24 protein-coding genes and 1 pseudogene are annotated in these 24,891 nt (G+C 57.6%); 9 read left to right on the top strand and 16 right to left on the bottom strand.

The genetic code is table 11. The features are described 5' to 3' along the window. Positions 1-27 precede the first annotated feature (27 nt). Positions 28-1,116 carry a chorismate synthase gene (gene aroC, locus G403_RS0108705; RefSeq protein ID WP_027853645.1) on the bottom strand — a complete coding sequence of 363 codons (1,089 nt, stop codon included), beginning with the start codon at positions 1,114-1,116 and terminating at the stop codon, positions 28-30. Positions 1,117-1,162: 46 nt separating this feature from the next. After that, entirely contained in the window at positions 1,163-2,083 is a 921-nt protein-coding gene (prmB, locus tag G403_RS0108700) for a 50S ribosomal protein L3 N(5)-glutamine methyltransferase (RefSeq protein ID WP_027853644.1), read from the bottom strand. A gap of 65 nt (positions 2,084-2,148) precedes the next feature. Between prmB and G403_RS0108695 the strand changes: the two genes are divergently transcribed. After that, positions 2,149-2,709 carry a Smr/MutS family protein gene (locus G403_RS0108695; RefSeq protein ID WP_027853643.1) on the top strand — a complete coding sequence of 187 codons (561 nt, stop codon included), beginning with the start codon at positions 2,149-2,151 and terminating at the stop codon, positions 2,707-2,709. Between the two features lie 115 nt (positions 2,710-2,824). Next, positions 2,825-3,364 carry a GTP cyclohydrolase I FolE gene (gene folE / locus G403_RS0108690; RefSeq protein WP_027853642.1) on the top strand — a complete coding sequence of 180 codons (540 nt, stop codon included), beginning with the start codon at positions 2,825-2,827 and terminating at the stop codon, positions 3,362-3,364. Here the strand turns inward: folE and G403_RS22725 are convergent. The 8 genes and pseudogenes from G403_RS22725 to dinG form a co-directional block, all read right to left on the bottom strand. Continuing rightward, positions 3,350-4,198: a patatin-like phospholipase family protein gene (locus tag G403_RS22725; protein ID WP_036233119.1), complete on the bottom strand. Its 849-nt coding sequence runs from the start codon at positions 4,196-4,198 to the stop codon at positions 3,350-3,352. The genes folE and G403_RS22725 overlap by 15 nt on opposite strands. Continuing rightward, positions 4,198-5,055 carry a DUF4892 domain-containing protein gene (locus G403_RS22720; RefSeq protein WP_051298758.1) on the bottom strand — a complete coding sequence of 286 codons (858 nt, stop codon included), beginning with the start codon at positions 5,053-5,055 and terminating at the stop codon, positions 4,198-4,200. The genes G403_RS22725 and G403_RS22720 overlap by 1 nt, the downstream gene beginning before the upstream one ends. 17 nt (positions 5,056-5,072) lie before the next feature. Next, positions 5,073-5,945: an alpha/beta fold hydrolase gene (locus tag G403_RS0108675; RefSeq protein WP_051298756.1), complete on the bottom strand. Its 873-nt coding sequence runs from the start codon at positions 5,943-5,945 to the stop codon at positions 5,073-5,075. 97 nt (positions 5,946-6,042) lie between these two features. Continuing rightward, positions 6,043-6,501, bottom strand: a complete 459-nt coding sequence (locus G403_RS0108670) for a SixA phosphatase family protein (protein ID WP_027853640.1) — start codon at positions 6,499-6,501, stop codon at positions 6,043-6,045. Between the two features lie 4 nt (positions 6,502-6,505). Beyond that, positions 6,506-7,528, bottom strand: coding sequence for an NAD(P)H-dependent glycerol-3-phosphate dehydrogenase (locus G403_RS0108665; RefSeq protein ID WP_027853639.1), 1,023 nt, complete (start codon positions 7,526-7,528; stop codon positions 6,506-6,508). Positions 7,529-7,555: 27 nt separating this feature from the next. After that, the gene (locus G403_RS0108660) at positions 7,556-7,759 is read right to left on the bottom strand and encodes a hypothetical protein (protein WP_027853638.1); all 204 of its coding nucleotides are present in this window, start codon (positions 7,757-7,759) and stop codon (positions 7,556-7,558) included. Between the two features lie 490 nt (positions 7,760-8,249). Continuing rightward, positions 8,250-9,551 (bottom strand): annotated as a pseudogene (gene rhlB, locus G403_RS22715) (ATP-dependent RNA helicase RhlB); the annotation flags it as partial. Positions 9,552-9,580: 29 nt separating this feature from the next. Further along, a complete protein-coding gene (gene dinG / locus G403_RS0108650) occupies positions 9,581-11,698 on the bottom strand; it encodes an ATP-dependent DNA helicase DinG (protein WP_027853637.1) in 2,118 nt (705 codons plus the stop codon). Positions 11,699-11,822: 124 nt separating this feature from the next. Here dinG and lexA point away from each other — a divergent pair, with 124 nt between their 5' ends. Continuing rightward, complete coding sequence (gene lexA / locus G403_RS0108645; protein WP_027853636.1) at positions 11,823-12,437, top strand: transcriptional repressor LexA; 615 nt, start codon at positions 11,823-11,825, stop codon at positions 12,435-12,437. A 15-nt stretch (positions 12,438-12,452) separates the two neighbouring features. Next, the gene (locus tag G403_RS24450) at positions 12,453-12,863 is read left to right on the top strand and encodes a SulA-like leucine-rich domain-containing protein (protein ID WP_051298752.1); all 411 of its coding nucleotides are present in this window, start codon (positions 12,453-12,455) and stop codon (positions 12,861-12,863) included. A gap of 79 nt (positions 12,864-12,942) precedes the next feature. On the opposite strand, the gene G403_RS0108635 is transcribed toward G403_RS24450, so the two are convergent. Further along, positions 12,943-13,467, bottom strand: a complete 525-nt coding sequence (locus G403_RS0108635) for a DUF6586 family protein (RefSeq protein WP_027853635.1) — start codon at positions 13,465-13,467, stop codon at positions 12,943-12,945. 16 nt (positions 13,468-13,483) lie between these two features. Next, the gene (gene topA, locus G403_RS0108630; protein ID WP_027853634.1) at positions 13,484-16,120 is read right to left on the bottom strand and encodes a type I DNA topoisomerase; all 2,637 of its coding nucleotides are present in this window, start codon (positions 16,118-16,120) and stop codon (positions 13,484-13,486) included. Positions 16,121-16,338: 218 nt separating this feature from the next. On the opposite strand from topA, the gene G403_RS0108625 reads away from it, so the two are divergent. Further along, positions 16,339-17,052: a hypothetical protein gene (locus tag G403_RS0108625; protein ID WP_027853633.1), complete on the top strand. Its 714-nt coding sequence runs from the start codon at positions 16,339-16,341 to the stop codon at positions 17,050-17,052. On the opposite strand, the gene G403_RS0108620 is transcribed toward G403_RS0108625, so the two are convergent. Both G403_RS0108620 and G403_RS0108615 read right to left on the bottom strand, forming a co-directional pair. Further along, a complete protein-coding gene (locus G403_RS0108620) occupies positions 17,024-17,275 on the bottom strand; it encodes a DUF1653 domain-containing protein (protein WP_027853632.1) in 252 nt (83 codons plus the stop codon). The genes G403_RS0108625 and G403_RS0108620 overlap by 29 nt on opposite strands. After that, positions 17,272-17,775, bottom strand: a complete 504-nt coding sequence (locus tag G403_RS0108615; protein ID WP_027853631.1) for a hypothetical protein — start codon at positions 17,773-17,775, stop codon at positions 17,272-17,274. The genes G403_RS0108620 and G403_RS0108615 overlap by 4 nt, the downstream gene beginning before the upstream one ends. Positions 17,776-17,852: 77 nt before the next feature. Here G403_RS0108615 and G403_RS0108610 point away from each other — a divergent pair, with 77 nt between their 5' ends. Next, the gene (locus G403_RS0108610; protein ID WP_027853630.1) at positions 17,853-18,308 is read left to right on the top strand and encodes a universal stress protein; all 456 of its coding nucleotides are present in this window, start codon (positions 17,853-17,855) and stop codon (positions 18,306-18,308) included. Positions 18,309-18,337: 29 nt separating this feature from the next. Here G403_RS0108610 and G403_RS0108605 read toward each other — a convergent pair whose 3' ends face one another. Continuing rightward, entirely contained in the window at positions 18,338-20,242 is a 1,905-nt protein-coding gene (locus G403_RS0108605; protein WP_027853629.1) for an ATP-binding cassette domain-containing protein, read from the bottom strand. Positions 20,243-20,411: 169 nt separating this feature from the next. On the opposite strand from G403_RS0108605, the gene G403_RS22705 reads away from it, so the two are divergent. Continuing rightward, complete coding sequence (locus G403_RS22705) at positions 20,412-22,364, top strand: transglycosylase SLT domain-containing protein (protein ID WP_051298750.1); 1,953 nt, start codon at positions 20,412-20,414, stop codon at positions 22,362-22,364. Positions 22,365-22,371: 7 nt separating this feature from the next. Here G403_RS22705 and G403_RS0108595 read toward each other — a convergent pair whose 3' ends face one another. Then, positions 22,372-22,614 (bottom strand): glutaredoxin family protein, encoded by a 243-nt coding sequence (locus G403_RS0108595; RefSeq protein ID WP_027853628.1) that lies wholly within the window; start codon positions 22,612-22,614, stop codon positions 22,372-22,374. Positions 22,615-22,730: 116 nt separating this feature from the next. On the opposite strand from G403_RS0108595, the gene G403_RS0108590 reads away from it, so the two are divergent. Next, on the top strand, positions 22,731-23,258 hold the full coding sequence (locus G403_RS0108590; protein ID WP_027853627.1) for a PAS domain-containing protein: 528 nt from the start codon (positions 22,731-22,733) through the stop codon (positions 23,256-23,258). 65 nt (positions 23,259-23,323) lie between these two features. Then, the gene (locus G403_RS25775; RefSeq protein WP_027853626.1) at positions 23,324-24,823 is read left to right on the top strand and encodes a methyl-accepting chemotaxis protein; all 1,500 of its coding nucleotides are present in this window, start codon (positions 23,324-23,326) and stop codon (positions 24,821-24,823) included. The last annotated feature ends 68 nt before the right edge of the window (positions 24,824-24,891 follow it).

Genomic DNA, 24,891 nt, shown 5'->3' with positions numbered 1-24,891 from the left:
AAGCCCTCCTGCACCACATTGGCGTAATCAGAGCATCGGTACGGGCGGTGTTACCTCGGCATTCTGGGCGCGATGACGCATCAGATGATCCAACAGCACAAGCGCCATCATCGCCTCGGCGATAGGCGTTGCCCGAATACCGACGCAGGGGTCGTGACGTCCCTTGGTGACCACCTCAATCGCCTCGCCCTGAATGTTGATGCTGCGCCCGGGCAGCCTAAGACTTGAGGTGGGCTTGAGCGCGATACTGGCCGTAATCGTCTGCCCCGTGGAGATTCCACCGAGGATGCCACCGGCATGATTGGAGAGAAAGCCTTCCGGCGTCATCTCGTCACGATGCTCAGTACCCTTTTGCTCGACCACGGCAAAGCCATCACCGATCTCAACGCCTTTTACGGCATTAATGCTCATCAGCGCATGTGCCAGGTCTGCGTCCAGCCGGTCAAAGATCGGCTCACCCAAACCAACGGGCACACCTTCAGCAACGACCTCGATGCGCGCTCCAACCGAATTGCCCTCTTTGCGCAACGTATCCATGTAGGCTTCCATATCGGCTACGGCTTCCGCATCCGGGGAGAAGAATGGATTCTGATCGACCACGGCCCAGTCGAAGCGGCTCGCATCAATACGGATCGGCCCCAACTGGGAGAGATAACCACGCACCTGGACACCAAAGCCAGCCAGCACTTTTTTCGCCACGGCACCGGCAGCGACTCGCATCGCAGTCTCCCGCGCCGAAGAGCGGCCGCCCCCGCGATAATCGCGCAGGCCATATTTCTGGGTGTAGGTGTAGTCGGCATGCGCGGGACGGAATGTATCCTTGATATCGCCGTAGTCCTTGGAGCGCTGATCGGTATTCTCGATCAACATTCCGATCGAGGTCCCCGTCGTCTTACCCTCGAACACGCCAGACAAAATCCTAACCTGATCGGGTTCTCGCCGCTGGGTTGTATGACGTGACGTACCGGGCTTACGACGGTCCAGCTCGAGCTGCAGGTCCGCCTCACTGATTTCGATCCCCGGCGGGCAGCCGTCAATAATGCAGCCCAACGCCGGGCCATGACTTTCGCCAAAGGTGGTCAGGGTAAAAAGTTTGCCGATAGTGTTTCCGGACATAATCTATTCTCAAACCTGTCTCATAAGCGCCCCATACGCGGGACTTTCAGATACTGTCAGCGTGGGCGCGCAAATCCTGGGCGGTAATCACAAACACGCCGTTGCCACCCGCCTCCAGCTCGACCCATACCAAGGGCAGCTCGGGGTACTGCTCCATCAAGTGAACCTCAGAGTTGCCAACCTCGACCACCAGCAGGCCGTCATCAGCCAGGTAGCGCCCCGCTTTGCGCAGAATCTGCCGGGTCACATCCAGCCCATCCTGCCCCGAACCCAGGGCAAGCGCAGGTTCGTGCCGGTACTCATCCGGCATGCCCGCCAGATCCGATGCATCCACATACGGCGGGTTACTGACAATCAGATCGTAGGGCTGGGAGGGATCCAGAGCCGCAAAAAGATCACTTTCGATTGCATGCACGCGGTCGGTAAGCTCGTAGCGAGCCACGTTGGTGCGCGCCACTTCCACGGCATCCGGCGAAATATCAACCAGATCCACCTCGGCCTCGACAAAGGTCAGCGCGGTGGCAATTCCGATGCAACCGCTGCCTGTACAGAGATCCAGCACCCGGTGAACGGGCCCCGGCCTCAGCCAGGGCTCAAAATCTTGTTCTATTAGCTGCGCAATCGGTGAGCGCGGGATGATCACCCGCTCATCAACGGAAAAAGCCAACCCCATAAACCAAGCTTCGCCGGTGATATATGGCAGTGGTTTTCGATCTGCCACCCGCTGACGCAGATATTCAAGAACCCGGCGCTTTTCACTGCGCGTCAGTCGCGCATCAAGCACCTCCGGGCGCGCATCCCAGGGCAGATGGACCGCATTAAGCACGAGCTGCACCGCCTCATCCCAGGCGTTGTCAGTTCCATGACCGAAATAGAGACGCTGCTCATGGAAAGCGCTCATGGCAAAGCGCACGAAGTCACGAATAGTTTCGAGTTCATCGAGCAGTGATGCTTGATCCAGATTCATTGCACGTCCGATAATGGAAGGATTTCTCAGGCCGCACATGTTAATGAAATCGTGTTACAAACGCCATGACAGATGACAGCAAATCGGAGCGCAGCCAGTTCCTGGAGGCGATGGCCGGCGTCAAGCGCCTGCGCCAGGATCGCGCCCGATTAACCAAAAAAGCACCACGACCGGCCCGCGACAGCGTGCAATATCGTCGCGAAGCGGCCGAGAAGGAACATGAGCGGGTGGTCGATGGACTGTCCACGGCGGCGGTGGAGATCATTGAATCCGAACAAGAGCTGCTGTTTGCCAGCCCCGGGGTACAGATACGCCAGATGCAGAAGCTGCGCCGAGGCCATATCCCCTGGCAGGCGGGGCTGGATCTGCACGGCTACACACTGGATCAGGCACGGGAGGAGCTGTATCGCTTTATTAATGACTCCGCCAATGGGAAACTACGCTGCGTGCTTGTGGTGCACGGTAAAGCCAGCGGCAGCGATGCAGGTAGTCCGGCGCTGATCAAGTCCCATGTTAACGACTGGCTGCGACAGTTGCCCCAGGTACTCGCTTTCTGTTCCTGTGCGCCTCAGGATGGCGGAACCGGTGCACTGTATGTTCTGTTGCGACAAAAACCCAGTCGCTGACCCGGACTCTCTTTACGTACTTGACGCAATCACGTAACTTACGCGCTTTTTGGCGGCGCACTCCGATCTGCGCCAACCACAGACCCAGACTGAGCATGTGCTGATGGAGCCGCAGATGGAAAAAGCCTACGCCACCATTATCGAATCTCTTGGTGAAGACCTGACACGGGAAGGCCTTAAAGACACCCCGAAACGCGCCGCCAAAGCGATGCAGTTTCTGACCCGTGGATACCACCAGTCCCTGGAGGAGGTGGTTAATGGTGCCCTCTTCCCATCCGACAACAGCGAGATGGTACTGGTCAAGAATATCGAGCTCTACTCCATGTGTGAGCACCACCTGCTACCCTTTATCGGCAAAGCGCACGTTGCGTACATCCCTTCCGGACGCGTGGTAGGCCTGTCCAAGATCGCTCGCATTGTCGATATGTTTGCACGCCGACTGCAGATCCAGGAAAACATGACCAAAGAGATCGCTGAGGCTATCCAACAGGTGACCGGCGCTCAGGGTGTGGGCGTGATCATTGAAGCTCAACACATGTGCATGATGATGCGCGGCGTGGAGAAGCAGAATGCCGAGATGAAAACATCGATGATGCTGGGCACTTTCCGCTCCAATCCCGCCACCCGCAATGAATTTCTGTCACTGGTCGGTTGACTCTGCCTGGCGCAGCCGCAGCCGCCCCTCGAAGGCATCCAGCTGCCGGCGCGCCAGTTCCCGACCCGCTGCAATGAGCTCAGTGGCACGATGAAACTCATGAAACCCACCCACCCCTTTGGGCACACGAACCACTAAATCGGGACTGTAACCCGCGATCTTGTACTTGGTCAGCGCCGTCTGCATCACCTCCATCGACGTTAGCAACAACCCCAACCGGCCCAACTTCTCGATATCGGCAGAGGCGCTGTAACGATACTCATCGCGCTCCAAGTGTAATTCAACAGCCGAGCGCGGACAGTTCACATCCACCGCTATAATGTAATCTGCATGGGCAGCCACGGTCGGAATAATCGGTAACGGATTGAGAACACCGCCATCCACCAGCATGCGCTGCCCGGTGATAAACGGCTCTACAACGCCAGGAACGGCGATCGAGGCCCTGATGGCATCCATCAGACTGCCCCGTTGAAACCACACCTCCTTGTTGGACTGCAGATCAGTGGCCACCGCCGTATAAGGGATGCGAAGCGATTCGATCAGCGGGTCACCGGCAATCTCTCGCAGCTTGGCAAACACCTTGTCGCCACGAAATGTGCCTTTACCAAAGCTCAAATCGAGCAAACGAACGACGTTTACCCAACCCAGCGTCTCGACCCATTCACGATAGCGTTGCAGCGCATCAGCCGCATATAAACCACCAACCAGAGCCCCCATAGAGCTTCCCGCGACGCAGATCACCTCGTAGCCGCGCTGCTCCAGCTCCTCAATCACTCCGATATGGGCGTAGCCCCGGGCACCACCCGCCCCCAACACCAGCGAGACTGTCGGCATTACTCCTCCCGGTTCAAAATCAGAACGCCCAGTTGATCACGATCCCCCAACACGCTCGGCACCAAAGCCCCCACACCATGGGCCTCAACCCGAGACGGCGCGACACCTTCCGCAATGACCAAGTCGCGCAGACGCTTCGCCAGCTCACGCGTCTGACGTATGCTGAGCTCCACATCACGATCAGCCTGATGCATCACCAGTAACACCCGGCTGGCAGGGTCCTGCTCAAGCACCCCCAATATTCTCTGTACCGTGCGGTCAGGCGACTCGGGCCACTCCGGAAGAACCGCATACCCTTGCTGGAGCAGGCGTGCCTGCCAGTCATCCCCGCCGGCCCCAGACGAGGAGTCCCTGACCCAGTCCACATTCAGGAACACACGGCCATTGCCGCGACGAATGGTGTACACCATCAAATAACTGTCAGCACGCCGCGCAGCCAGGTAAAACTGACTCTCGTCCACGCCATAAAGGCGGGCAGTTTCGAAGAGATCGTTGGCCCAGATATTACTGGCACCGCACTGGCGACCACTGCACTCAAACAGGATATCGGCCCCGGCGCGCTGCAGTTGATCTCTGATAAAACGGTACCCCTCTTCCGGCCCCTGCCCGACAGGCAGTTGCCAGGTAGTACGCTGCAACTCACCCGAAAGGCGCAACTCCCGATCGGAGCGAATCAGGCCATTAATTTTCAGCACCCGTCCCAGCATCACCCGATAATCGGGTGCCGCCTGCACCTCTTCCTGGATCTGCCGACTGCGGGGAAACGACTCCAGCCACTCCGGCAACGCCGCCTGCACCGACAACGGCAACAAACAGCACAGCAGTACCCCGAGCCGAATACGCGTATAGGTTTCCATCGCTTCTATCCCTCTGGTCAAATTGCCAGTCCTGAGTAAAACCTCTCTATACAGTGTACGACAGCCGGTAGATTTTCGACCTCAAGGTGCGGATGGTGACCGCCTGGAATACTCACCACAGTTGCATTGGGGAGCTGTTTTACCCGCTCACGACCGGACTCAGTGGCGATACCCTGCTCAGCCAGACAAACCAACGTTGGTGCCTCAACAGCCTGAAAAAAAGAGCTGACGTGGGATTCGGTCATGCGTACCACCGAGGGTGCCAGCAAGCGTGGATCGTGACGCCAAAGCCATCCATCTTCCACTTTCATCGCCGCCCGTTCTACCAACACCCGGGCGGATTCAAGCGGTATGGGGAAACGTCCACGGGCACGCGCCTGCGCCATTCGTTCGCGCTCCTCATAGGCCACGGCCTCCGGCCTGGGCTCGCGCTCCCATGCCAGGGCGCTGCGAAACCGCGCCACGGATTCTTCGGCCTCAAACGTGAGTGGGCCCAGGCCATCGAGCATGACCAGCGAGTGAACACGCTCCGGCATCACTGCCGCTACCAACGAGGCGACAGCGGCACCAAGCGAGTGACCCAACAGATGAATCGGCGCGGCTCCAAGCTGATCCAGTACACGCACCACATCACGCACGTAGTCCCAGATCGCGTACCATTCTCCATCGGGGCGCCAGTCCGACAACCCATGCCCGGCAAAATCGAGCGCCAGTAACGGCCTTTTTTCAGATAAAACCGGACCCAAGCGATGAAAGCTGGCCGCATTATCAAGCCAGCCGTGAAGCGCCACCACCAGGCCACGATCATCATTGCACGCTCCGAACTGCAGCGCCGCCAGACGGCGACCGCCCACCATAAATGAGCGCTCCCTGGCATTCATTCCATCCATTGTTATTCCTTAAAGTTCACGACATCCCGCCCGGCTTCGCACACAGCGCGCGTGAGCAAGTAACGAATCGCGACTCACTCAGAATGACGGAAAATGGCTAAATTTGATACCAACGTCGCAGCCGGGCGAGACCGGCGGCGGGCCACTCCAGCTCCAGGTCCGCCGCTTCACCGGGCGAAGGCGACAAAGCGACGGCGGATGGTCCATCCAGGAGCTGAGAAATAAAGCGCCCGATTAACGGCTGATGCCCAACCAGAAGCACAGAGTGATCGAAATAAGATTCAAGCAGGGCCATAAGGGGATCAATACCACCGCCGGGCAGCAGCAAGTCGGTGGTTTCAACAGCGGCCGCCTGAGTAAACGGCCGCAGCAGCTCAGCCGTGTCACGGGCCCGACGCCAGGGGCTGCTAACGACATAGGTAACCGAGGACAGCCTGGCCTCAAATTCTATTGAAACCTGCTGTAAACGCGTCCGGGAGCGCTCCAGCAACATGCGCTGCGGATCATCATCAGCACCCGGCTGAGCAGGCGCATGACGCATCACCAACACCTGCATGCGTTCAATCCCGAGGTAACACAAATTCCACGTCGCTCGCCTGCTCATTGAGCATCATACGACGCGCTACCTCCTCGACCGGCGCATTGTTGAAAACCACCTCATAGAGACCGGCAACCAGGGGCATGTAAACTCCCATCTCCTCGGCTTTTTCACGCACCAGTTTCAAGGTATTGACCCCTTCGGCGACCTCGCCCAGCGCTTCAACTGCCTGCGCCAGAGTACGCCCTTCACCCAACGCATAACCAACGCGGTAATTTCGGCTCAAGGGTGACGTACAGGTCACAATCAAATCTCCGACCCCGGCCAAACCCAGGAAGGTCAGCGGATTGGCGCCCATGCTAACGGCAAAACGGCTCATCTCGGCCAGACTGCGGGTTAACAACATGCTTTTGGTATTTTCACCCATGCCAAATGCAGCGCTAAGCCCGGCTGCAATGGCATAGATGTTCTTCAGCGTGCCGCCAAGCTCAACACCGAAGGTATCGCTGCTGGCGTATACGCGAAAATAGGCGCTGTGCAACAGGCCCTGAATCCGCTCCCGCAGCGCCTCATCCGGACTGGCAATAACGGTACCGGTCAACTCGCGACGCGCCACCTCCTTGGCCAGGTTGGGGCCACTGAGTACACCAACGCGCAGCTCCGGCAGCAGACCGCGAATAATCTCGCTCATCAAGCTGAACGTGCCGGCTTCAATCCCCTTCGTGGTGCTGACCACCATCTGCTTTTCGTGCAGGTAAGGCCGAGCCTGCTCGACCACGGATCTCACCGCACTACTGGGCACCGACACAAAGACAATCGAGACATCCGCCAACGCCTCCGCCAGATCGGCGGTAGCGGTCAATGTAGGCGCCAGATGATAACCCGGCACATAGCGCTTATTCTCACGATCAGCGTTAATCGTCCGAGCGGCCTCGGCATTACGCATCCAAAGCCGGACCTCCAGCCCTTTTTCCGCCACCATATTGGCGATCACAGTTCCGAAGCTACCTCCGCCAAGTACCGCCACCGGCGTCGAATGGGTCATGATTCCCTCCAATTAGGTGCAACCCGGCTACTCGATCTTGTCGAGCAGCCGGTTGATACCGAAAAAGGCCAGTTTGACAATACCAAACGCCACTGCCGCCAGCGCGATGAACAAGAGAAGCTGGCGCATATCGCCCGTGCGCTGGAAGCCGGCCACACCCACAGCCGCAAAGAAGGCACTGATAATAATCGCCAGCAGATTACTGATGCGACGCGTGCGATGTTTATCCAACTCTATCCCCCCGTCACTCCGGACGGCCGGCAGGCGCGTCCTGCGACTGTGCGATCCGCTCCTTCGGTGCATGATCGGAATCTGATTCAACCGCCTGCTGATCATCCGGAGCAGCCTTATCAGTCGGTTCCTCGTCCTGCTGCTCGACGGCTGCTTCGTCAGACGTTTCTGCTGTCGCCTGAGAGTCAACCGGCTCTGCTACCGGCTCGGCACCGGCCTCAGGCGCGGACGCCTCAGCGCTTTCGCCCGTCGTGCTCTCGGTATCGGTTTGATCTGCGGATTCAACGTTTACCTGTTTGGCCGGGGCTTCACTGACCGGAGACTCTTCGCCACTCTGTGCTGCCACGTTCTCGGCAGGCGCATCGGTGACCGATTCTGTGGAGTCGGCATTATCGACATCTGAACCCTGTACTTCTGAAGCACTATCGCCGTATTCCGCCGCATCCGGGCTATCCTTGGCTGAAGAATCGTTGGCAGCGTCTGGCTCAACCAGCAGCTCCGCATCGGGATGAATACACTCCAGTTTGACGCCCGTCTCCTCCTCGACCTGCGGTATCATGAAGGAGTCATTTTCACAGGCAAAACAGATCGAGGTGCCGGTTGCTCCGGCGCGCCCGGTACGGCCGATGCGGTGGACATAATCGTCCGGATCATCCGGCAGCTGGTAGTTGATAACATGGGTCACGCCATCGATATGGATGCCTCGCCCGGCCACATCTGTCGCCACCAGCACCTGTATCTTACCGCTGCGGAAATCCTCCAGCGTTTTTACACGCTTGTTCTGCGGAATCTCGCCCGACATCAGTGCGGCACGCATACCATCCTTGCGCAGGCGCTCGGCCAGCGAACGTGTCTCATGACGGCGGTTACAGAACACGATCGCCCGATCAATATTGTTAACGCGCAGGTAGTTTCGCAGCAGGTTGTATTTTTCGTTACTGGAAACGAGGAAGACCTTTTGCGCCACGTTATCAGTGGTCTTGTGTTCGGACTCAATCTCGATGCGCACCGGATCCACGGTCCACTGCTCGGCCAGACGCAGGATATCCTCGGTAAAGGTGGCACTGTACAGCAGCGTCTGGCGTTCCGGCCCCTTGCGCGGCGTCTGGCGGATAATCGTACGAACATCAGGGATGAAGCCCATGCTCAGCATGCGATCCGCTTCATCAAGCACCAACACCTCAACATGGAAGAGGTCGACCTCTTTACCGCGTACAAAGTCGATCAAGCGCCCCGGCGTTGCCACCAGAATATCGACCGGCCCCCGTGCCAGCTCCTTGCGCTGACGGTCGTAGTCCATGCCGCCAACCAGCGTAACCACGTTCAACCGTGCAAAGCGAGACAGGTTTTCCGCATCGGAGGCGATCTGCATTGCCAATTCACGGGTTGGCGCGATGATCAAAGCACGCGGCTCCGCCAGTTTACGCTCACCCTCGAGCGGGAAGTCGAGCAGGTCGGTAATAATACCGACCAGGAAGGCTGCGGTTTTTCCAGTCCCGGTCTGCGCCTTGCCGATAATATCCTTACCGGCCAGCGCAGGCTCGATGGTTTCCGCCTGAATCGGAGTACAGTACTCAAACCCTTGGTCAGCGATGGCATGCATCAGCACGTCCGGCAGATTAAAATCGTGGAAACGCTTCTTACCCTCCACCACCGGCACCTGAAACTGAGCCGGCGTCCAACGCTTGGGCGCATCGTTGCGCGGCCGGCGTGAACGGCGGCGACGGCGTGGTTTACGATTCTGATCGGACTGCTGTGTGTCTGTAGCCTTGGCGTTCTCTTCTGTACTCAACTGATTAACCTTTTGAATTATCTAAACGTTCAGCTAGCGATCTGACGCCGAAACGGCGGCAGCGCATCCAGCAATTGCCGCCCGTAGCGCCGGGTTACGACCCGTCGATCAAGCAAGGTGACCTGCCCCGAGTCCTGTTCTGTACGCAGCAGTCTACCCACCGCCTGTGTCAGCCGCATTGATGCCGCCGGTACCGCCCAGTCGGAAAATGCATTGCCGCCGCGCTGCTCAATCCACTCCGCCATCGTGGCGTCCACCGGATCGTCAGGTACACTGAATGGCAACTTGGTGATCACCACGTCGGTCAGGTAGCCACCGGGCAAGTCCACCCCTTCGGCAAAGGAGGCCAGACCGAAAATAATACTGCGCTCCCCGGCATCAATCCGTGCCCGGTGACGCTTCAATATCTCCTGGCGACTGTAAGCCCCCTGGGCCAGCACACTATTCTTAATGGATTCAGTCTGGCGTTCAAGAGTTGCCAGCATCTGACGCCAACTCGTAAAGAGTACCAGCACCGCCTCCATAGCGGGCAGATTCTGCGCCAGATAGTCGGCGACCTCTTCAGTATGAGACTGAGGATCGCTGGGATCGGTGCGCATGGCCGGAACAGCCAGCACCCCATGGTTATAGTGATCAAAAGGGCTTTCCAGGCGGACACAGGCGGTTTCAGCAGGCAGCCCCAGCTGTTCGAGCAGCTGATCGAATCGGCCCAGGGCGGTCAGCGTTGCGGAAGTGACCACTGCACCGAAGCAGACCTCCCAGAGGTGCTCACGCAGCGTATCCGCCGCCGATACCGGTGTACTGCGCAGTTCCAGGTCACGCGACAGGTCAAGCTCGATGCGATTGATCCAGCGCGCAGTCGGACTGCGGCCCTCCTCATCTGGGGTGGCATAGCTGCGCGCCAGCCAACTCATCTGCTGCACACGCCCCCACAGCGATCCTATCTGTGGATACCAGCGCTCGGCTACGGCTCGTTCGATCTCGGACTGTTCACCTTCCATCGCTTCGCGTAACACCGCAACCAGCTGTTCCAGCTGCATCTGCAACCGTTCGCAGGCCCGGGTCAGGTCGAGACACAGCGGGATCAACACCTCCGGCACCCGACCGCCGGGAAAACGCAAACGCTCAGGCGGCGAATCGCCGCTCATCAGCCCCTCGACTGCCGGACCCAGCTGCTCCAGTATCAACTCCAAGTCGCGAATGGGACCGGCCATCCGCTCGACAGGATCCTTGAGAACCAATGCGCCCGCCGCGTCATCCAACAAGCCGTTCAGGCGCTTGGTCAAGCCCGCCGCCATCTTCTGACTGCTACCCAAACGCATGGCGAACGCAAAATGACCGTTGGCCTTATCGGCGAGATGATGTCCTTCATCAAATACGTAGATCGTATCGCCGGGCTCCGGCAGGATCGCTCCCCCGCCCAGCGCAAGATCCGCCAGCACCAGATCATGGTTGGCAACAACAAGATCAACCGACTCCAGCTGCTCCCGGGCCCGATAAAACGGACAGCTGGAAAAATTCAGGCAGCGTCGATTACTGCATTGCATATGATCACTGGTCAAAGGCCGCCAGACCTCATCATCCAGCGGTTCCGCCAGATTGTCTCGGTCGCCATCCCAGCGTCCGGAGGCGAACTTATCGATCAGGGTCCGGTAGAGATCCAGCGTTCGCGGATCGATTACTTCTGCAACCTCATCCTCGTACAGCGCCATCTGGCCAAGCTCGCCCTGGCGCTCCATACGCTGTTCAATCTTATTGACACAGAGGTAGCGCCCCCGGCCTTTCGCCAGTTGATAGCGCACCGGCAGCTGGGCGTGTTTAACGACTTCAGGCAGGTCTTTATTGACTAATTGCTCCTGCAGCGACACCGTCGCGGTGGACAGAACCAGTTTTTTCTTGCGCGCCTGAGCAATAGGCAGGGTCGCGAGCAGATAAGCAATCGTTTTGCCGGTCCCCGTACCTGCCTCAACGGCGGTCACATGGGACTCACCGAGCCTTTCACCCTTTTCTCCCAGACCGATACCCGCGAGCGTACGCGCAATCTGCGCGATCATCAGCTTCTGTGCCGGACGGGCTTTTAACCCTCGGCTTTTCAAAAACTGACTGTAGGCCCCCTGTATCCCCTCTTTGAGTGTCGACTCCAACAAAACTCGCTCTCCGCCCGATATTGGCGCGCATCATAGCAAGAGAGCGAGGTGTTAAACAGCGCTTGCTTGACGGGCCAAGAATACTGTATAAAACTACATATACTGTATAAATAGACATGCCGCCATGAAACTGACAAAACGACAAAGTGAAGTACTTGACTGCATTCGTAACCATATCGACGCCACCGGCTACCCGCCGACCCGCGCCGATATAGCCCGTGAACTGGGCTTTCGTTCAGCCAATGCAGCCGAAGAGCATCTGAAAGCTCTGGCCCGCAAGGGAGCCATTGAGATCATTCCCGGCACATCCCGGGGTATCAGGCTACCGGAAGAGCCGGAAAGCGCGCCTTCAGGGCTGCCGATCGTCGGTCAGGTGGCTGCCGGTGAACCTATCCTTGCCCAGCAGCATATTGATGAATACTGCACGATTGGCTCGGAGTTCTTTCACCCCAAAGCGGACTACCTGCTCAGAGTGCGCGGCATGAGCATGAAGAATATAGGCATACTGGACGGCGACCTGCTTGCCGTTCACCAGACGCCGGAAGCCCGCGAAGGCCAGATCGTCGTAGCCCGGATTGGCGATGATGTCACGGTCAAACGCTTTCACCGTGAAGGAAGCATGGTGTATCTGATTGCCGAAAACGAAGAGTTTTCGCCGATTGAAATTGACCTCTCCGAACAGGAACTTCAGATAGAGGGTCTCGGTGTTGGAGTCATCCGACAAAGAGCAGATTTGTAAGTAGAGGCTACCATCATGCTTTCCACCGCAGAATCGATGAATGCAGGTCCGCTGGAGAATACCGGAACGCCACAAGGGGGGATTACTGAGATCATTCAGCACAGTGCTGAGACCCCTCTGACTCCGCTGTTGTTACCGATGCTCGCCCACCTGAGCCGTGGGCAGAACTGGGTTGCGCTGGTGGCACCGCCCGGCGAGCTGGACCGCGTAACCCTGCAGGCCGCAGGGGTCGATCTGGAGAAGGTCTGGGTTCTGCGTCCGAACCGAGAGCATGATGCGGTGGATTTAACGGCACGCGCGATGCTAAGCACCACCTGTGAAACGGTAATCTGCTGGCATCGCGCCGGCGAGGACCGGGCACTGGAAAGCTTATACACTCTCGCCAGCCAGAGCACCGGGCAATGCATTTTATTGCGGGGACGCTAGCCTGTTACCGGGCTACATTATCGATCGCAGCCCGGATGTGACGAAGTGCAATCCGGGTGCGACAACGCTCCCTGAATAGCTACCACTCCTGCATCCCGGCACGCAGTCGTTCAATCAGCCGGTTAAGCTCGGCAAACCAATCGCGATACTCGGCCAGCAAATCGGCATCCTGAGCGTGGTCCGGATTGATCTGCACCACGTGAATTTCGGATACACTCTGACCCTGCTGAGGCCCGGCCTGCTTGTCGCTGGCTTGCCAACAAGCCGCATAAGCACGCTCCAGCTTAGCCAGCCATCCGTTTGGTTGGCCGGCAAGCAACACCAGTTCATTGAGTTCTGGCGATTCCTGACCGGTTGCCTCCAGCTGGGACTGAAGCTCAACTGGCGTATGGATCGCTTCCAACGCCAGGTCATACCGCTCGCCGACCTCGCGGATGAACGCCTCTAACGCACCTTTCAAATGAAACAGCACCGACTCGTTGTAGGATTCTATCAGCCCATGCTTATTCCAGCTGTTGGAGTTGTGCGCCTGGGACAGGGCATCGAGATGCAGCCGGACGAAGCTAAGCTTCTGATTCGTGCGTGCCAGATAGATATCGCTCATACTGCCCCTCCCGGGCTCACTTCTTTTTCCGCGCGTGTTCCTCACGCCATTTGCCGTCGGCAAAATAGGCGCGCCAGCCGGTGGCTTTTCCTTCCACCTCGGACATCACGTACTGCTCTTTGGTCTTGCGACTGTAGCGTATGATCGCCGGATTACCCTCTCCATCCTGTTGAGGTGCGTCAAGGAGATAGTGATATTTAGGATCAATCTCATCGCGATGCGGAATCAACTCCGAGACCAAAGGTGCACGGGTTTCCCGATTCTTGGGAAACTGACTGGCAGCCAGGAACAAGCCACTGGCACCATCACGCAACACATAGGTGTCATCCACTTTCTGACACTGCAATTCAGGCATGGGTACAGGGTCGATCTTGGGCGGTGCGACTTCGCCATTTTTCAGCAGTTTGCGGGTATTCTTACATTCGCTGTTGGTACAGCCGAAGAACTTGCCGAAACGCCCGGTTTTTAGCTGCATCTCGGAACCGCACTTGTCGCACTCGATCACAGGGCCATCGTACCCTTTGATCTTGAAGCTACCCTTCTCCACTTCATAGCCCGGACAATCCGGGTTATTACCACAGACGTGCAACTTACGCTGTGCATCCACCAGGTAAGAATCCATCGCCGCTTCGCAGAGCTGGCAACGATGTTTGCTGCGCAGAATTCGGGACTCCTCCTCGTCATCGCCATCGACACTGACCACTTCATCACCCGGGATCAGGTTAATGGTCGCCTTACAGCGCTCCTTAGGCGGCAGGTTATAACCGGAGCAACCCAGAAAAACGCCCGTACTGCCGGTGCGTATCATCATCTTGCGGCCACACTCGGGGCAGTCGATATCGGTTTCGGTGGGCGTATTGGGACGCATACCGTCTTCGGGGCTCTGCGCCTGCTCCAACTTGTCTACAAAGTCGGCATAGAAGCGATCCAGCAGCTTGTGCCAGTCCACATCGCCCTGGGCGACTTCATCGAGTTGCTCCTCCATCCGTGCGGTGAAGCTGTAATCCATCAGGTCGGAAAAGTTTTCGTTCAAACGTTCGGTGACGATATCGCCCATTTTACGGGCATAAAAACGCCGCCCCTGTACCTCAACATAACCGCGATCCTGAATCGTGGAGATAATTGATGCGTAGGTCGAAGGCCGCCCGATTCCGCGTTTTTCAAGCTCTTTTACCAGGCTCGCTTCGGAATAACGTGGCGCCGGCTTGGTGAAATGCTGTTTGGGGTCCAGAGCCTTGAGATTCAGGCTATCACCCTTGTTCACATCAGGCAGAACCTGGTCTTCATCGTTCTTGGATTTGCTCGGCAGCACTCGCGTGTAGCCGTCAAACTTCAAAATACGCCCTTTGGTGGTCAGCTCGAAATCCCCCGCCTCCACCTGCAAACGGGTGCTCAGATAGCGCGCAGGCATCATCTGGCAGGCGAGAAACTGGCGTCGAATCAGATCGTAAAGGCGTACCGCATCCGGGTCCATCCCGACCAGGTTCTGGCTCTCCATTGTCACATCGGAGGGACGAATCGCCTCGTGCGCTTCCTGAGCGCCCTCTTTCGAGGAGTAGCGAACCGGGTCCTTGGGCAGATATTCCTCGCCGTAAGACGAGAGGATATGGTCGCGGCAGGACTCCACCGCTTCCGCACTGAGATTGGTTGAGTCGGTTCGCATGTAGGTAATATAACCGGCCTCATACAACCGCTGCGCCAGTGTCATGGTTTTCTTAACACCAAACCCTAGGCGCGTACTCGCCGCCTGCTGCAGCGTAGAGGTGATAAAGGGTGCTGATGGCTTGCTGCTCGTAGGCCGATCTTCCCGGCTCACCACCGTGTAGCTTGCCTTCTCAAGCAGGGCCAGCGCCGCCTTGGTCTGCGCTTCGTCGTTCGGACGGAAGTTTGCACCGGCCTGCTTGACCACCTGGAGACGCAGAGCTTCCTGAGCCGGAGTCAGCGCGTCGGCATGCACCTCCCAGTATTCCTCGGGAATAAATGCACGGATTTCACGTTCACGCTCTACGATCAGACGCACCGCAACGGATTGCACGCGACCGGCCGAGAGCCCACGGGCCACTTTCTCCCAGAGCAAGGGCGAAAGCATGTAACCGACGATCCGATCAAGAAACCGGCGTGCCTGCTGGGCGTTAACCCGGTTCAGGTCGAGCGTGCCCGGCTCTTCGAATGCATCCTTGATCGCCTTTTTGGTAATTTCGTTAAACACCACGCGACGAAAGCGACTGTCATCACCACCAATCGATTCACGCAGGTGCCAGGCGATCGCCTCCCCCTCACGGTCCAAATCCGTTGCGAGATAGATTTCATCGGCGGAGCGGGCCAGCTTTCTCAGCTCATCCACCACCTTTTCCTTGCCGGGCAGGATCTCATAGTGCGCCTCCCAGCCCTGCTCGGGATTAACGCCCATGCGCGCAATCAACTGCTCCCGAGCTTTGTTTTTCTTGTATTCGGCCTTTTCTTCCGGCGACATTTTTCGTGTACGCGCCGCCTGTTTGGCCCTCTCCTTCGGATCGCTCTTAGTGGCACTACCGCTGGTCGGCAGATCGCGAATATGACCAACACTCGACTTCACCACGTACTGACTGCCGAGATATTTGTTGATCGTTTTCGCCTTGGCCGGCGATTCCACAATTACGAGCGTTTTACCCATCAAGCGTTTCCTTCACTGCTGGTGGCATCCCAGAATCTGCGAGCATATATAAGGGTTGCCGGTACCCGGGTCAAGCAAGGGTGCTGGCAATCAACCCACCTTTAGCCACTGTCGGCGAGCATCTCCGGCACAGGTTTGCCACCTTGAACTTAGCAAAAAAGGCCGGGGAACTTTATACTTGGGAGGATTGATCCTCTTTTTTCAGAGTGCCAAAGTTGATGCTGTCAGACAATCTGATCTATGTCCTGCTTATCGCCGGTGTCGGTTTGGCGGCGCTGGCCGTTAACTACGTCGTCACCACACGGGAAGCGCACAACAAGTTTCGTAGTGATCGCCTGAAATGGCTGCGACAGCAATCGGAGCATACCCTGAACGCCTTGGCCATACTCAAGGAAGTCGGCTGTCGCGCTGATATCGTCGACAAACTCAATCAGCACGCCATGTCACTCATCGAAGAGATTAGCGCATTAGCGCCGGATTCGGACCTGATGGCCGAAATCGCCCGCAACAAAGAGAGCACCGATCGTATTCAAAAGCGCAGCCAGGGCCTGGAAAGCGACCGTGCTGTGCGCCGTGCCCAGATCTATCTCAATTACGCAGAAAAACTCCTGCTGGAGATGGGAAACAAAGGACGCCTGACACCTCAGCTCGCACGCAGTTATCAACAAGAGCTGTACTGGCTCAATGTTTCCATGGTTACCGAAGCGCATATGACCCAGGCCGAACGCCTGCTCAAATCCGGCGAAAAACACGGCGCCCTGGCTCACTACAAACATGCCAAAGCCGTACTGGTGAGAGCGACCGTTCCGCAGCAGCAGAAAAAACCGCTGCAGGATCGCCTGCAAGCCGAGATCGACAAGCTACAACCGCGCCGCGATTACGGCGCCGGTGCCCTGGCCGACTCTATTGATGATTATCTGGGTGGCCAGTAATCGCCTCAAAACGTGCCACAGAGCGACCATCGGCAAGCGTAACCTGTTCGACAAACATGGCATAGGGTCTGACCCACACACCACGATCACCGTACAGCGGGCGATAGATGACCATCCACTCTTCCGTTTCGGAATGACGCCCCAGCATCAGCACTTCGTACTCTCCACCTTTGTAATGACGATATCGCCCGATGGTGAGCTCCGGCATCTCTGAAACGGTCATACTCGTGCCTCCAGCAAGGGTTCCGATGCGCGTTTTATCTGCTCCAACGCCTGACCTTCGCCCTCGTTCCAGAAGACACTCAGGTGAATCGGCGTGGACTCCATTGCAACCACATCGTCAGGCAGCTCCGAGATCGCTTTCGCGATCGATTCGAGCGCTGCCGGACTCAGTCGCCCCTCTCCTCTAATCCAGCTCCACCCCTCGGGTAAACCGGCCGTTGCCAGTGTGGCAACCCGGCAAATAGTCCAGGGCACCCAGTGCTCTTTCTGCTCCCGACTCAGATTATGGCGCGGCAGACGATAAACCGGAACGCTGATGGATTCCCCCTCCATCTCACCGGTAGCTCGCGGCAGTTCCAGCTTCACCAACTGGACCTGAAATCCAAGCTGGCGGGCCCGCAGACGGAGCTGAGCCTGGAAGCGCTGACGTGGTGTCGGCATGACCCACATCACGGAGCCAATCAATGACATCATGACTACACTAATAATTAACCATTTCATGGTGTTATCCTGTAAGTGGAAAATCTGTTCGCGACCGACATTACCCGTTGGCGCACCAGTCAAAAGGAGCCTTTATCATGGCCCGTTACACCCGCATTCTTCTCGCTGTAGACCTTTCAGACGAGTCCGTTCAACTGTCCGACCGCGCCGTTGAGATCGCACGTCAGAATCAGGCACAGCTGAGCCTGATCCATGTCGTGGAACCGCTAAGCTTTGCCTATGGCGGCGATGTTCCGATGGACCTGTCCACAATCCAGGAGCAACTGGACGAACACGCCCGTGCCAAACTGTCGACCTACGCCCAGCAGCTGGACTACCCGGTCGACAAGAAGTTTGTTGTCACCGGCAATACCGAGACTGAGATACATCGCATCGCCAGTAACGAAGAAACCGACCTGATTATCGTCGGTAGCCATGGCCGCCACGGCCTCGCCCTTCTGCTCGGCTCAACGGCTAACGGCGTACTGCATGGCGCTCCATGCGATGTCCTGGCTGTTCGCGTGCACAAGGAGAAAAAAGAGGAAGAGGAGTAACCACCTCTCGCAGCTCTGCCGGGGCCGGCTTAACCGCCGGCCTGCATCTCCTCCAACTCAACCCAACGCTCCATCAGGCCCTCAACGACAGCTTCCTGAGCATGCAGCGCCTCAAGCCGCTGTTCCACGTGGGCGTGATCCTGAGAATAGAAATCTGGTGCTGACGTCTCTTGCTGCAGCGTCTCCAGTTCAGCCTCGGCGGATTCCAGCTGAGCCGGTAGCGCATCGAGTTCGCGCTGGAGCTTGTAGCTCAGCTTTTTATTACCGCCGGAGCGGCTCTCTTTCCCCGCCACCGCTTTCTGATCGCTCGCACCGGCGCCCTCCTGAGCGATCGCCGCCTCCTGCTCGCGTTTAGCGGTAGGCCGTTGACGCAGCCAGTCCTGATAACCTCCCACGTACTCGGCAACCCGCCCATCACCTTCGAACGCCAATGTAGACGTCACCACGTTGTCAAGGAACCGGCGGTCATGGCTCACCAGCAGCAGGGTACCCTCATAGTTGAGGAGAATCTCCTCAAGTAGCTCGAGGGTTTCGATATCCAGGTCGTTGGTGGGCTCATCGAGCACCAGCATATTGGCAGGCTGGCTAAAAAGCCGCGCCAGCAACACGCGGTTACACTCGCCACCGGACAACGCCTTGACCGGCGTTCGGGCACGCTCGGGACTGAACAGAAAGTCCTGAAGGTAACTGATGATGTGCCGGTCACGGCCATTGATCGTGATACTTTCACGACCGCCGGACACATTATCGATAATGGTTTTCTCGGGATCGAGCTGGCCGCGTAGCTGATCGAAGTAGGCAACCTCAAGTTTGGTGCCCATACGCACCCGCCCCTGCTCCGGCTTTAACTCGCCGAGCATGATTTTCAACAGCGTACTTTTCCCCACACCATTGGGACCGATCAGCCCGACGCGATCGCCACGCTGAATGGTCAGCGTCAGGTCTCGGATAACTACCTTGTCCTGATACGACTGGGACACATGCTCAAGTTCCACCACCAGCTTGCCCGAGCGCGCCGCGTCATCCAGGTTGAACTGGGCAGAGCCTTGGCGTTCACGTCGCTCGCTACGCTCCACACGCATCTTTTTAAGTGCCCTGACCCGACCTTCGTTACGGGTGCGGCGCGCCTTGATTCCCTGTCGAATCCAGCGCTCCTCCTGGGCCAGCTTTTTGTCGAACTCGGCGTTGGCTCGCTCCTCCTCCTGAAGAAGCGCCTCTTTCTGCTCCAGGTAGCGACTGTAATTTCCCGGAAAAGAGACCAGGCGCCCTCGATCCAGCTCGACGATACGCGTCGCCAGCCGATCTACCAGAGCCCGGTCATGGGAAATAAAGAGCACGCCACCGCGGAACGCCAGAATCTGCTCCTCCAGCCATTCGATGGTTTCGATATCGAGGTGGTTGGTGGGCTCATCAAGCAGCAACAGGTCAGGCTTCTGAACCAGCGCAGCGCCCAGTGCGGCACGCCTGCGCCAGCCACCGGAAAGCTCGGCCATCCGGCGCTCTCCAGGCAGGCTCAGGCGATCCAATACCGCTTCCACGCTCTGTTCCAGATGCCAGCCATCACGCGCTTCCAGTTCATGCTGAAGCCTTTCCAGCTCCTGCATGGATGCGTGTTGATGAACCAGCTCATCGTATCGCTCACGAAGCGCGACCACGTCACTCAGCCCGGACATGACCACATCACGGACCAGACGGTCATCCGCCGCCGGCAGCATCTGGGGCAGTTCCGCGATCCGAATCGCCGGATCTTTCCAATAAAGCCCGGAATCAGCCTGCTGATGACCCGCGACCACTTTAAGCAGGGTCGACTTCCCGGTTCCATTCAACCCCACCAGTGCCACCCGCTCGCCCGGTTCAATCTGCAGATTGACCTCATCCAGCAACGCACGACTGCCGAAGCTTAAACTGAGCTGATCAAACTTGATTAGAGACATCCGCCACCATCTGAGTAATCGATATTTGCGAAAACGCGCTAGTCTACCTCAACCACCCCAATAAGATGAAAAGAAGCACTAAAAAACCGGCCTCAAGCAGAGTAGACTGAACTTAGTCACAGACTTTTCCGGCCGATGCGTCGGTGTCCCAACCAAAGGATATAGAGCGATGAGACAGCACCTGCACCGCGCTTTCATCACCCTCCTGATGCTTACCCCCGCCACCTCCGTCAATGCGGCCCTGAATGAACAGCAAACCCTGTTCAAGGCAACGCTGACCGCCGCCGAAAACGGCGATCAAAGTGCAGTCGATGAAGGCCTGGAAAAACTGGGGGATTACCCGCTGCGTCCCTACATTGAATACGCCGAACTGCGCAGCAAGCTGGACACTTTGAGTCTGTCCGACGTGCAGCAGTTCTCCAACACCTATCCCGACATTCCGCTGGAAGGCCGTCTGCGCTGGGCATTTACTGAAGTGCTGGGCAAGCGAGGCCAATGGACGCAGTTTGATCAGCTATATGCGACGCTCGACCGCCCGAGCACCGAACACGAATGTTACGCCGCCCTTAGCCAACTGGCACAAGGCAATCGCAAAACCGCCTTTAACGAGGCTGCCAGACTCTGGAGCGTTGGTTACTCTCAGCCGGATGCCTGTGACCCCCTGTTCAATGCCTGGATGAAAGCGGGCGAGTTAAAAGATGAGCACGCTTTCAAGCGCGTCATAGCGGCCCTGAGCAACGGCCGCCCATCTCTGGCGCGTTACGCCGAACGTAAAGCCCAGCACGAAAGCACCCAAAAGCGAATTGCACTGGCTTTTAAGCTGTACCGGGAACCTGGCGCACTGGCAACCAATCCGCAACTACTGACGCTAAGCGAGCCGGCCCACCGTGACCTGCTGATCCTGGCCGTTAACCGCTTACGTCGCGCCGACCTGGACCGCGCCATCGAACTCTGGATTCGGGACCGGGAGCGTTTACAGCTTCCGTTTGAAGAACAGGCCCACCTGACAACCCGTTTGGGGCTGTACAAAGCGAAGCGTTTCTCTGAAGCCTCTGAGGCACAGCTGGCCCGACTCGACCCGGACTACCGGCTCGGCGAGCTGACCGAATGGCGGGCACGCCTGGCGTTAACGCGTCTCGACTGGCCCGCCGTGGAAGCACTGATCGGCAAACTCCCCCCCGAACGGGCCGGCCATGAGCGCTGGCAGTACTGGCTCAGCGTGTCGCTTCAGCGCCAGGGGCAGGACGTATCAGAGCGTCTTCAGCAGATCAGCCAGGACCGCACGTTTTACGGTTTTCTGGCCGCCGAGCTCGGTCAGCACCCGTTCACCCTGGCCCATGAACCGGCGGTTTTCGATGCCGGTGCACTGGAGCGTCTGGCCGCGGAACCGGCATTTCGCCGTATGAAAGAACTGTATGAGCTCGATGAACTCTACGATGCGCGCTCCGAGTGGAATCTCGCCACACGCGGGCTTCCTCTGGACCAGCAACAGCTCGCATCGCACTTGGTCAATAGCTGGGGCTGGCACACTCAGGGTATACGCGGCGCGATACAGAGTGAGCGCTGGAACGACCTGGATATTCGCTTTCCGGACCCCTACCGGTCGCTCTTTGAAGAGCACGCCCAAAAAAATGGCATCACCACAACCTGGGCCACCGCTATCGCCCGTCAGGAGAGCGCTTTCTGGGTCAACGCACGCTCCCATGCCGGCGCGTTGGGCCTTATGCAGCTGATGCCGGCAACAGCACGTGGCACAGCAAGGCGTCACGGACTGCCGTTGAACAACCTCAGCGCCCTGTACGATCCGGCGACGAATATCGCGATCGGCAGCGCCTATCTGGGTGAGATGTATCAACGTTTCGATGGCAACCGGGTCTATGCGACAGCCGCCTACAATGCCGGCCCTCACCGCGTAAAACGCTGGCTGGAAGCACGTCAGGACCTGCCACTGGATATCTGGATCGAAACGATCCCCTTTGACGAAACCCGCAACTACGTTCAGAACGTACTGGCATTTGGCGTAATCTATGATGAGCGCGCCGGCCGTAGCGCCCGCTTACTGTCCAACCAGGAACGCGCGCTACTGGCGTTCTACAAAGCAGGAGACAAGGAAACGCTCTAACGTTCTGTCAACGCCCATCGAGGAACGCTTCGAGCTCCTCCGGCCCGAAAGGCCATCCCAGCTCCCGCCCGGATGCCGGTTCGCGTAACACCGGTATCCGGGTGGCATAGGCATCCATCAGCGCATCATCAAATGCGATATCCACCAGATCAACCTCAAACACCTCGGAGCTGAGCCCCGCCTGGAGCACAACGATCGCATTTTCACAGAGGTGACATCCCTCTGTCGTCATCAACTCCAGAAACCGCATGACCACCTACCTGAACAGTTCTTAACCAGCCGATTCGGCAAATCGATACCGAACCGATACAAATTCCCGTATAATACGCGCCGTTTCGATCCAGACACCCTCTGACCGGAGAGAACATGAAGAACCGAGTCACCCCAAACAACAATGAAGTACGCCTGCGCGATGACGAATTTATCGTCAGCAAAACCGACACGCGCGGTATTATCACCTATGTGAATCGTATTTTCATGCAGATCTCCGGCTATAACGAAAAGGAACTGCTGGGGGTGCAACACAACCTGATTCGTCATCCTGATATGCCGCGCGGCGCGTTTAAGCTGATGTGGGATACATTGAACGCCGGCGAGGAGTTCTTTGCTTACGTAAAAAACCTTTGCAAGGATGGCGGGTACTATTGGGTATTGGCCAACGTCACCCCCGATATCAATGCAGACGGCAAGGTTGTGGGCTTTTATTCGGTACGGCGCAAGCCAACTGATGACGCCATTCGGGCAGTAACCCCGCTCTACCGTGACATGCTGGAAATCGAGCAACGGGAGGGTGCCAAATCCGGCCCACAACGCTCCATTGAGTACTTGCAAGAATTCTGTGAGCGTAACAACACACGCTATGAAGAGCTGATCTGGTCGTTGGACAACCCCTGACTCGGCCCCTTGAAGACACCATCGAGAGCGCGTTCATAGCTTGCAGTGCAGAAAGGAGTAGAAAGTTGGTAGCCTCAAACAGATCCGGATCGGCCCATGAGAATGGTCGCCCCTTCCTGAAAAAGCGACTACTGTTTTCAGCGGCCGCAGTGCCTCTCCTGTGCCTCGTACCGGTTATCTATTTTGCGGTCGTGGGCGAATTGATGCTCTCGGCGGTCATGACGCTACTGCCGATCCTCACCGGCCTCCTGTCGCTGTTTCTGTATCGCAGTATCCGCCGCTCCTTTATGACTCTGGAGCAGGTACGGGATACGTTGGCCGAAGCCAATCGCGGCGGTTTCGACAGCCGGATCAGCCGTACAGTCGAACTCGGCGAAGCGGGCCTGGTTGCCTGGGAGCTCAACGATTTCTTCGACAAGATCGAAACCTACTTCAAAGAGGTCGACACCTGTTTCCGTCACGTCAGTCAGGGGCGTTATGACCGTTATGCGCTGTATAAAGGCCTGCCCGGACAGCTCAGAGAGTCGCTCAAGCGCATCAATACGTCCCTGGATGTGATGCGCAAAGGAGCCGAATTTGTCGCCGGCAACGAGCTCAACTCAGAGCTACACAGCCTCAATACCAAACACCTGATCCAGAACCTCAAGCAGAACCAAGCCGACCTGGTCAGTATCAGTCAGGAGATGGAGCAGATCGAGGGTATTGCCGATCGCAGCCAAACCGAAGCAATGGCGAGTCGTAATTCCGTGGAACGGATGGTCGTTGCCTTGCGCCGAATCCACGAGACCATCGACTCTGTGGTTACCGTGATCGAGCAACTGGGCCAGGACAGCCATAAAGTGGCTGAATCCCTGTCGATCATCACCGATATAGCCGATCAGACCAATTTGCTGGCTCTCAACGCCGCGATCGAAGCCGCCCGTGCCGGTGAGCAGGGTCGAGGATTTGCGGTGGTCGCCGATGAAGTAAAAGCGCTGTCGCGGCGCACCAAAGATGCCGCCGTGGACGTCACCCACACCATCGAGAGTTTCAACGTTCGCGTCGATCAGATGGTTGAACAGGCCCGCGAGTCCAACCGCGAATCGGCCGAAGTCAGCGAGCTTGTCGAACAGTTCAGCGCCCAATTCGACGCCATCGCCGACGGCGCCAACCAAACCAAGCGCTATCTCAGCCATGCCAAGGACCGCACTTTCGGATCCCTGACCAAAGCGGATCACGTTATTTTCAAACAGTATGGCTACCTGCTATTCGATGACAGCCAGTCCTGGCCCGAAGAGGAAGACGCGGTACAACGCGATCACACCGAATGCCGTCTTGGACATTGGTATTACGACGGCCTCGGTGCGGAAAGCTTCTCCAACACCCGCGCCTACGGTCAACTGGAAGCCCCTCACGCGGCCGTGCACCGCCTGGTGCAGGATGCCGTCTCGCTGCGAGGCGAGAACTGGCGCGGCGATGCGGCCATCCGCAAGCAAATTGTGAACACCATGGCCGATGCTGAAGAGGAGAGTTACAAGATACTGCAACACATCGATGCCATGATTGAGGAGAAGCATCGCACCTGACCGAAGCAGTCGCCACACTAAAACGAGGGTTGTCCTCGTTTCCGGCTGGGTCTATGCTCAAAAATCAG

It is taken from the genome of Marinobacterium litorale DSM 23545, assembly GCF_000428985.1.
Taxonomy (GTDB): Bacteria; Pseudomonadota; Gammaproteobacteria; order Pseudomonadales; family Balneatricaceae; genus Marinobacterium_D; species Marinobacterium_D litorale.
This window is presented reverse-complemented; position numbering and strand designations above follow the sequence as displayed.